This window comes from Xenorhabdus sp. SGI246 (assembly GCF_040838225.1).
In the GTDB taxonomy this organism is placed as follows: domain Bacteria; phylum Pseudomonadota; class Gammaproteobacteria; order Enterobacterales; family Enterobacteriaceae; genus Xenorhabdus; species Xenorhabdus indica.
Genome location: NZ_JBFPEZ010000047.1, coordinates 1 through 10,337 on the forward strand (window position 1 = coordinate 1; position 10,337 = coordinate 10,337).

Sequence of the window (10,337 nt, forward strand, 5' to 3'; positions counted from 1 at the left end):
CCACTGATTTGTCCGCAATACGAGTTCTGCACCCTGGGTTAGTGCACAAAATATTTCTGATGCACAGACATCAAAAGAAGGATTGCAGAACTGCAATATCCGATCAGACGCACTAAACGACCATTTCCTGCTCAGTGCGGTAATTTGATGGACCAGTTGCTGATGTTCAACCATCACGCCTTTTGGCGTACCGGTAGAACCGGAGGTATAAATCACATACGCCAGATGCTGGGGAGTCAGGGCAAGTACCTGTGGATTAGATACCTGTGGATGGTGTATCTGTGAATTGAGTACCTGTAGATTGTTCTCCGGCTGGTTTGGCAACACATTAGGATCGAGTACCGTTAAATCAGCGATGGCTTTCTCACCCAAAGCGAGACGTCCGGCCTTATCCGCCAACAGGATAGCAGGCTCTGCCTCCGTCAGAATATGCGCCAGGCGTTCACGCGGATAATCAGTATCCAGAGGTACATAAGCTCCGCCCGATTTCAACACAGCCAACAATCCTGCCACCATCGCTGGTGAACGCGTTACACAAACCGCTACCCGCTGATCAGGGGTTATACCTAACGTGATCAATTGATGTACTAGCTGATTAGCCCAGGCATTCAGTTCCGCGTAACTGAATTTTTGTTCTTCATACACGAGCGCTGTTGCATCCGGGGTTTTCTCTGCCTGTTGTTCAAACAACTGATGAACATACAATGTGTCAGAATATGAGGTTTCAGTTGTATTCCACGTTTCCAGCAATAACCTGCGCTCCACTGGCGACAGGATATTGATTTCCGTGATCCGTTGTTGATGATCAGCCACCATCGCTTGCAAGACTGTATGTAAGTACCCGATATGCCGCTCTATGGTTGGCTGATCAAACAAAGCCGTAGCATAATGCAGTGCTCCAACTATCTGCTTATTCTCCTCAAATAAGTTCAGTTCGAGATCAAATTTAACTTTATTAACGACCTGATTCATGGGGGTGACAGCCAGTCCCGGCAATTCCCAATCCTGAGACTCATTGTTTTGCCCGGTAAGGCTTTGTCCGGTAAAATTTTGCCAGGCAAACATCACCTGAAACAGCGGCGTATGGGCTAATCTACGCGGTGGTTGCACAATTTCCACCACCTGTTCAAACGGCAGGTCCTGATGTTCTTGTGCTGCCAGTGCAGTTTGCCGGACACGCATAAGCAATTCGGTTACACCTGGCGCCCCCGATAAATCGATACGTAAGGCCAGCGTGTTAACAAAAAACCCGATTAGCGATTCTGTTTCCTGACGATTTCTGCCTGCACTTGGGGTGCCTATCACAACATCATCCTGACCCGACAAACGTGACAAAACCATGGCCCAGGCCGATAACAGAATCATAAATAGTGTGACACCGTGTTGCTCCCCCAAACGTTTGAGAGATGTCGTTAATTCTGTACCCAGATTGATAGAGACAGCATTCCCGGAAAACGATTGTTCAGATGGGCGGGTCCGGTCAGTCGGTAAATCCAGCAAGATGGGCGTATCGGCCAGCTTCATCTTCCAATAATCGGACTGAATTTGTATCCGTTCTGCCGATAACCACTGGCGCTGCCATGCCACATAATCAGGATATTGAATTGACAACGGTGACAAGGGATTGGGTTGCCCTGTCAGAAAAGCGGCATAGAGGGCGCTTAACTCACGCATCTGCACCCCAACAGACCAGCCATCTGACACGATATGGTGTTGAATCAGCAAAAAGACGTAATCGTTATCAGTCAGTTGTATCAGATTAGCGCGGATTAAGGGCCCCTCGGTAAGATCAAATGATGCTTCTGTTTCCTGTACACATAAATGCTCAAGCTGTTCATGCATATCAGCAACTTTACGCAGATCATATCTTTTCATCGGCAAGCCCGATTCTGCCGGTAATAATTTAACCTGAGGTTGACCATCAATCGTGATAAAGACCGAACGCAAAGCCTCATGGCGGGCAAGCAGAGCATCAAGTGCCTGCTGCCAGGCAGTAACATCAAGCTGACCATGCAAACGCAGAGCTATCGGGATATGATAGATTTCACTGATCCCCTCAAACTGGGCTAAAAACCATAGACGCTGTTGAGCAAATGATAACGGTAATTGATCTCCACGAGAGACCGGCAGGATAGAGGGGAGTCTGACTTTCTGATCCCCAAATCGCCCCTTTATCTCCTCAGTAAAAGCAGCCAAAGTCGGGGACTTAAATAATGTGGTCAACGGTAATTCAACACCCAAGGCCACTATCCGGCTCATCATCCGTACTGCCAGCAGCGAATGCCCCCCTAAGGCAAAGAAATTATCATGTCGCCCTACCGGCTCCACTTTCAACAATTCTTGCCAGATAGCGGCCAGAGCAATTTCCATTTCTCCTTGTGGCGCTTCATAGATCTGACGGGCAAAAGCCTTATCATCTGGAGCCGGTAATGCGCGACGGTCCAGCTTGCCATTTGGTGTTAACGGCAGTGATTCTAAACGGACAAAGGCCGCCGGCACCATATAATCAGGCAAAAGAGCACTTAGGTAATCACGCAGACGCTTAGCCAATCCGTCATCAGGCTCAGCCACAACATAGGCAACCAAACGCTGCTCCTGCCCTTCTCCCAATGCCAGCACCACCGCTTCACTCACAGCCGGATGCTCAGTCAATCGTGCCTCAATATCTCCGGGTTCTACCCTAAAGCCCCGGATTTTGATTTGATAGTCATTGCGGCCCAGGAATTCCAGATTGCCATCCGGTAAGTAACGCGCCAAATCCCCTGTTCGATACATCCGCGCATTGGGGCTATCACTGAACGGGTCAGACAAGAAACGTTCAGACGTCAGTACTGGCTGGTTCAAATAACCTCTGGCTACACCCGCACCACCAATATACATTTCTCCAATGCAACCTAATGGCACGATCTGTCCGTTTCTGTTCAGTAAATAAATACAAGAGTGGCTTACTGGCCGGCCAATTGAACAAACATCTTTCGGGGATAATATTTCTTGATAAGTTGCAACTACGGTATTTTCAGTCGGGCCATAAGTATTCAATAACAGTGGATGATGAGTTCCACGTGTAAACCAATCCTGAATAGCTTTCTTTCTTACCGTTTCACCTCCAATAATTATTAATCTGAGGCAATCCGGCAGCCGCAATGTAATATCTCTGGTGGCTAATTCAGACCAAAACAGGGTTGGCAAAGGCATGACCGTAATACGGTACTGTTGGGTCAAGGCAATAAATTCTTGCATAGAAGACAACCAGTTATCCTCACGAATCACCAACGTGGCGCCATTACATAATGACGAGAAAAACTCTTCGACAGACCCATCAAATGAAAACGATGAGAATTGCAGTATCCGGTCTTGGGGCGTGACTGTATAGATCTCACTAAGGCTCAGGATACGCTGGTAAACCGCCTGATGTTCTACCATCACCCCTTTAGGTATCCCCGTAGAGCCGGAAGTATAAATCACATATGCCAGATGATATGGCATTAATGTCACAACTAATGGATTATCGTCCAACTGGTCAGGCAGAATATTGGGGTCAAGAACCATAAAGTCGGCAAGTACTTTCTTCCCCAACACCGTTTGTCCTGCCCTATCAGCCAACAGCACTAACGGGGCTGCATCATTTAAGATATGCACTAAACGTTCACTTGGATAGGCAGGATCCAGTGGTACATATGCCCCACCCGCTTTCAGCACCGCCAGCAATCCCACCACCATAGCCAGTGACCGTGTGACACAAAGGCCTACTCGTTGCTCTGGTACAACACCTAACGCGACCAGTTGATGGGCTAATCGGTTAGCACAAGCATTCAGTTCCGCATAACTGAGCGTCTGTTCTTTATATACCAACGCTGTTGCATTCGGAGTTCTCTCCACTTGCTGTTCAAATAATTGATGAATACACAACGAATCGGGATACGCTGTCTCCGTCGCATTCCAGGTTTTCAACAACAACGTCCGTTCAGTTTCAGGCAGAATTTCTAATGTCCGTACTGGTGTCTCCGGGGCCTGTTCAAGTGCCTCCACCAAACTTTCCAGTGCCTGCTGCATATAGCTGCATATTCTTGCCGGGTCAAACGGCTGTACAACATGAGCAGTCAGACCCAATGCGTCACCAAACTCGTCCACTGACAAGGCAAACGGATAGTTAGTACGTTCCTGTTCACCCAGAAATTTAACGCCAACCAAAGTCTTATCCGAACCCTCTGGCAGTAAGTTATACCGATAGTTCAACAAAGTATTGAATAATGGCATGCCACTGGCAACTCCGCTGCAACGCTGAGCCAACGCCAGCGAAGCATGTTCGTGTGCCAGCAATCCGGCCAGACGGTTATGAACTGCCCGGATACTATCCCGTACCGGAGTCTCATTGATATCTAAACGCAGTGGCAAGGTATTGATAAATAATCCCATCCCGCTGCCGGCCCCTTCCCCCGTCTGCATACGTCCAAACAACACAGTACCGAATACCACTTTTTCCTGCCCGCTGGTACGCGATAACACTTGCGCCCAGGCAAGGTGGCACAAGGCAGCCAAACTCACTCCCAACCGTCTGGCCTGAGTACGCAAACGGTCATTCAATGCGGCCGCCAGCATCTGGTGATATTCCATCATTTGAGAGCCATCACTGTGTACTTCCGTTACCCCAAATGACAACGTTGGTTCCTCCACCTCCGCCAACATGTCGGTAAAGAAACGGGTATGCTCTGTCTGGCTGGCCCCCAATCGGGCTTGGGCAACCAGATTGCGGAAAGGCGTTGGAGCAGACAGGCTATCTTCCTGTTCAGCAAAACAGACCTGAACTTCATGGTTCATCACCTCCATCGTTACATGATCGCCAACCAGATGATGCAGCAATTGTAATGCGACCCAACGGCCATCAGCTTCCTGGGCTACCACAAAACGCAGCAGCGGTGCCTGCCCCAAGTCAAGACGATAATGAAGCGGATCAAAACGTTGAATAAGCTGGTCATGGACGGCCCCATCAGCAGGGTCTAATTTCAGCTCAATCACGGACAAAAGCGCCTGACGCCAAACCACCTGAGCCGGGATTGATAACCCTTGCCAAACAAAAGCGGTGCGCAAGATATCATGTCGATCAACCACTTTTTGAGCTGCGGCCAGATAGCGATCCAGCAACGATCGACTATCAAAAATTATTCGATTGGTTAGCAGATACGGGTCGCCTTTTTCCCTCAACAGATGGTGGAATAAAATGCCATCCTGTAATGGTGACAGGGCATAAATATCTTGAATATTGGCGATTCCCCCTGGCACCTGACTGACCAGCCTATCAATGTCTGCCTGTTCTATATCAATCAACGGTAACATTTCCGGCGTGATCCGTTCACACTCATGGCTTATCAGATTTGGCGGAATAGCAAAGGTATCATCCATTTTTGTCAGCAAAGCGGCCTGTTCTGCCAATACCGGGCTGGAAAACAGCGCACCAGGTTGTGTGGTATAGCCTTTCTCCCGCAACAATCCCATTAGTTGTACTATTAACAACGAATGACCACCTAGTGCGAAGAAGTTATCAAATCGACTGATTTTATTGATACTCAGTAATTGGCTCCACATCTCTGCCAACAGGTTTTCTGTTTCGCTTTGGGGGGGCTGATAATACTGACGCTGATAAGCGGTGGTATCTGGTGCCGGTAGTGCCTTTCGATTAAGTTTACCATTAGGCGTCAGTGGGAAATGTGTCATCACCATAAACGCAGCCGGCACCATATATTCGGGTAGTACAGACAACAGATATTGACGTAATTCTGCCGTAATCTGATCAGATTCATTACCTTGCACCAAGACGATATAAGCCACCAGCCGTTTATCCTCCCCATTCTCTGCATAGGCAACAACAACCGCTTGCTGCACAGACGGATGGATTTCAAGGCAAGTTTCAATTTCACCTAACTCAATACGAAAACCACGAATTTTGACCTGATGATCATTACGCCCAAGATATTCAATATTGCCGTCATTATCATAACGTGCTAAATCGCCAGTACGGTACATGCGGGCATCCGGTTCTGAATGAAAAGGATCTGTCAGAAACCGTTCTGCTGTTAGCTCTGGTCGATTCAGATAACCGCGGGCAACACCGATACCACCAATATATAATTCACCAATCGCCCCCAAAGGGACCGACCGATGTTGGTTATCTAATAAATAAATACGGGAATTGGTAATGGGCTTGCCTATCGGCACCACCTGGCCCTCAAAATGATCGGGACAATGCCAGTATGTCACATCGATCGCAGCTTCAGTCGGGCCATATAAATTGTATATCCTGACCCAAGGCATCAATGCCTGGCACTGCTTCACTGTAATCGGATGTAACGCTTCGCCGCTGCAAAACAGGTGTTTTAGCGTTAAGCAACGGGCCACGTCCGGTTCTTTTAAGAATGCGGTCAACACCGAAGGCACAAAATGCAGAGTGGTTACCTTCTCCTGACTGATGAGTTCAATTAACTGAGAGAGGTTTTTCTGTTGTGCTGTAGTGGCCAATACCATTTTGCCACCACTTATGAAGCTACAAAACAGCTCCCAAACAGAAACATCAAAGCTAAACGTGGTCTTTTGCAAAACCACGTCATCAGGAGTGAGTTGATAAGTTTGCTGTATCCAATACAACCGATTTATCACACTGCGATGCTCATTCTGTACACCTTTCGGGTTGCCGGTTGAGCCTGAGGTATAGATAACATAGGCCAGATTACGTGAACTGAGTCCCATAACACAGGGATTCTCTGCCGAAAATTCAACGTCCTCCGACAGAACAGTACCAATATCCAACTGTTTTTTTGTCGCAGAGATGTCATACAACTTATCTGCACCGATACCATCATGTAATAGCAAAACAGGAGCAGCATCATCAAGAATATAATGCAGACGTACTGATGGATAACTGGGATCAAGCGGCACATAAGCCCCGCCCGCTTTGAGTATTGCCAGCAAACCAATAACCATCAGGGGTGTTCGGTCAACGCAGATAGCTACGCAACTATCCGGCACTACCCCTTCAACAATCAACCGATGGGCTAAACGATTAGCCTGTTGATTCAATTCAGCGTAACTCAGAATACGATCATCAAATACCAATGCAGGTGCATTTGGTGTTTTTGTCACCTGTTGCTCAAATAATTCATGGATACAATATTCTGAAGGATAATAACCCGCGGTGTCATTCCATTGATTTAATAATAGTTCTTTCTCAGTTGCTGACAGAATATCGAGATCTTTAAGGCACTGAGTCACATTGTTTGTAATAGTGTGTAACACAGTAAGACAGTAACTTATCTGGCGTTCTATAGCTTGTTTTTCAAACAGTGTTGTAGCATAGGTTATTCCCCCGATAAGCTCATCATCTCGGTGGAATATAAACAGCTCAATATCTGATTTTATACAATTAGATCTGTAACCCATGAGTGACGTTTTGATTCCCTCCAGTTCAAACTCCCCATCATAAAAATCTGGCCAGGTCATGATAGCCTGAAAAATAGGTGAATCAGCGACATGAGATCCCGGATTGATGATTTCAATAAGGTGCTTAAACGGAATATCCTGATTATTTTGCGCATCAATAACAGTCTGATTTACCTGTGCAAACAGTTCTGCAACGGTGGCATCATCATCAATATCAATCCGTATTGGTAAAATATTGGCTAAGGGCCTCACCGTTTTTTCTGTTCCTGTTATATTTCTATCCGTAAAGGAGGTTCCTATGATGATACTGCCCTGCCCTGAAAGGCGATGAAGCACAATCGCCCAAGCCGTCATGATTGTCTCTAACAGTGTTATTCCGTGTTCTTGGCTAATTTGTTTAAGCTGATTTGTGAATTCTTTATCGAGAGTAAACGAACAGGTATCTCCTTTTGAGGATAACTGATTAAGTCTGGGAGATATTGTCGGTAAGGTGAGTAAAGGAGGGGCATCAGCAAGTTGTTGCTGCCAATATTCACGTTGTATTGATATCCGTTCTTCAGTCCAGCTAATTTCATTAGCTTCGTGTTGAGCAATAAGAGGTAAAGAAAGCGTTCGATGATTCAGCAGGTCATTATAAATGACACATAATTCATTAATTATGTTTTTAACAGATAAATTATCAACAATAATAGGATGAATATTTAACAGAAAGATATATTCATCATCTTTCAATAATACTAATAACACCCTTAACAAGGGTCCCTTAGCAAGATTAAAAGAAGTGTTAAGTGTGTTATCAATAATCTGAGCAACCTTATTTTCTTTGTCATCAGAGGTGCGAATATCAGAAATTAAAAAAAGGCATTCAATATTATTACTCAGAGTATTAATCACTGATTCATGATCATCTTCAACTAATGTTGATAATAATGCATCATACCGAATCAATAAAACATTTAAGGCCTGGTGAAATAGCTCAATATTTAAAATACCGCTTAGATTATAATATACTGATATATGGTTGTTTACAGAAGTATGATGATCTGGCCGCATGTGTTTTTTTGATGTCGATAAATATTTATTATCACGTCTGTTTTCCGAAGTCATCACCTTGTCATTTTTCATTTATAATTCCTCTGTTAATAATATCAAAAAGAACACAAAATACCTAAGATTTAAAAACCGAAGCAATCATTAATTCGTTTTTTCTTGCGACCACTTTAACTTTATCACATGTTTGATATTGATTTATTTGAGGTTTATATCACTATTTCATCATTAAAAGTCTTAAATTTAAATTCACAATAGATATATTTTAATAAACACCAAATTAATTATATTATACATTTAATAATAGATGGTTAGTTTATTGTTAGTGAATGTTTTTTAATTTTAAATATTGAGATGTCATATAATCAATCAGCATCATGAAATTCATTATACTTGTTGATATTTTTGTTTGTTTTCCTGAATTGAAATCATATGATATTTAGCATGATACATTTAACATATATGTTATCATTACCTTTTCGCATAAAATTCTTAACGTTGAGCCCTTCCTTTTCCAATAAAACAATTTTTTCAAACAATAGGGAAATGTAAATACCCATGAAGCTTTTTACGCCATTATTGATGTACCGAGGATTACCTAAAGATATATATTTTATTGCATTAGCAAAATTTGTTCTTGGTCTTGGAAATTTTATTATACCATTCATTATTCTTTTGCTAACACAAAAACTGGGGTACTCAACAACAATAGCCGGCGGGTTAGCTATGGGAATAACTGCGCTTTTTCTTATAGGTAGTCTTATTGGCGGTAAAATAGCTGATTCTTTCGGGCATAAAAGAGTGATGGTATATGGAGAAATTGCCGGTTCATTGGTTCTAATCGTTAGCGGTTTTTTTTCAGACTGGCCTGTGATGCTTCCTGTTTTACTTTTTCTAAGCTATTCCTTATATGGCGTGTCTATTCCTGCCAGTAATGCACTTGTTGCAGGTATATCGTCTCCAAATAATCGCAGTGCTGTCATGTCATTAAGTTACCTTGCATACAGCTTAGGCTCCGGCATTGGACCTATATTGGCTGGCTACCTTTTTTGGAACTTTACGGCCTGGGTTTTTTGGGGAAATGGGATTGCGAGCTTAATCGCTGTTCTCATCGTTTTATTCGGTGTAAGCAATCATATTCGCGATCATAAAACCAGTGAAATAGAACTTTCAGAACTTGAAAAAGCGACTGACGGTTCAGTATGGAAGGTGTTTAAGGAGCGACCCAGATTACTTATTTTCGGGGTCTTGTGTACCTTTCTTTGGTTTGCCTTAAATCAAATGACAATAACCACTCCCCTCTATTTAAGCCATATATTTGACAAGCAAGGTCCGATCTTATACGGACAATTAATGACATTTGTAAGCATCTTAGTAGTTATTATTACACCGGCAATAATCAGATTAACGTCAAATTTATGCGACATTAAAAGTCTTTCCATCTCCGGTTTTATTTTTGCACTAGGGTATAGTTTGATACTATTTTATAGTTCAGTCAGTATGCAGTTTATCGCGTGGTTTTTCCTTGCTATTGGAGAAATTCTACTTTTAACCAAAGAAAGTGTATATTTGGCTAATCACTCTCCAAGCAGCCATCGTGGGCGTATAAGCGGGATATTGACAACAATCAGACACGTTCTTCTTATGCCTACCTATATTTTAATCGGTGCTTATATTCAATCAGAAGGATATGTGAGTACCTGGAGTTTAATCATCATTGTTTCTTTAGTGGCTGGAATAACATGCTGGCTTTTTTCAATTCAACAAAATTCAATTCAACAAAATAAAGTTACAAAATGACTTAGAATGGCACCCATGATGCCTGAACAAATTAAAATACGTGTACTTAAAAATAA

2 protein-coding genes are annotated in these 10,337 nt (G+C 43.7%); one reads left to right on the top strand and one right to left on the bottom strand.

Features of this window, described 5'->3' with window-relative positions; genetic code table 11:
• The coding region (locus tag ABLA85_RS11520; RefSeq protein ID WP_367964225.1) for an amino acid adenylation domain-containing protein at positions 1–8,556 on the bottom strand (8,556 nt) is incomplete at its 3' end.
• Positions 8,557–9,039: 483 nt separating this feature from the next.
• Here ABLA85_RS11520 and ABLA85_RS11525 point away from each other — a divergent pair.
• A complete protein-coding gene (locus ABLA85_RS11525; RefSeq protein ID WP_367964227.1) occupies positions 9,040–10,281 on the top strand; it encodes an MFS transporter in 1,242 nt (413 codons plus the stop codon).
• Positions 10,282–10,337 lie beyond the last annotated feature (56 nt).

Coding starts and splice junctions, on each gene's coding strand:
- ABLA85_RS11525 (WP_367964227.1), top strand. CDS start 9,040: ATGAAGCTTTTTACGCCATTATTGATGTACCGAGGATTACCTAAAGAT.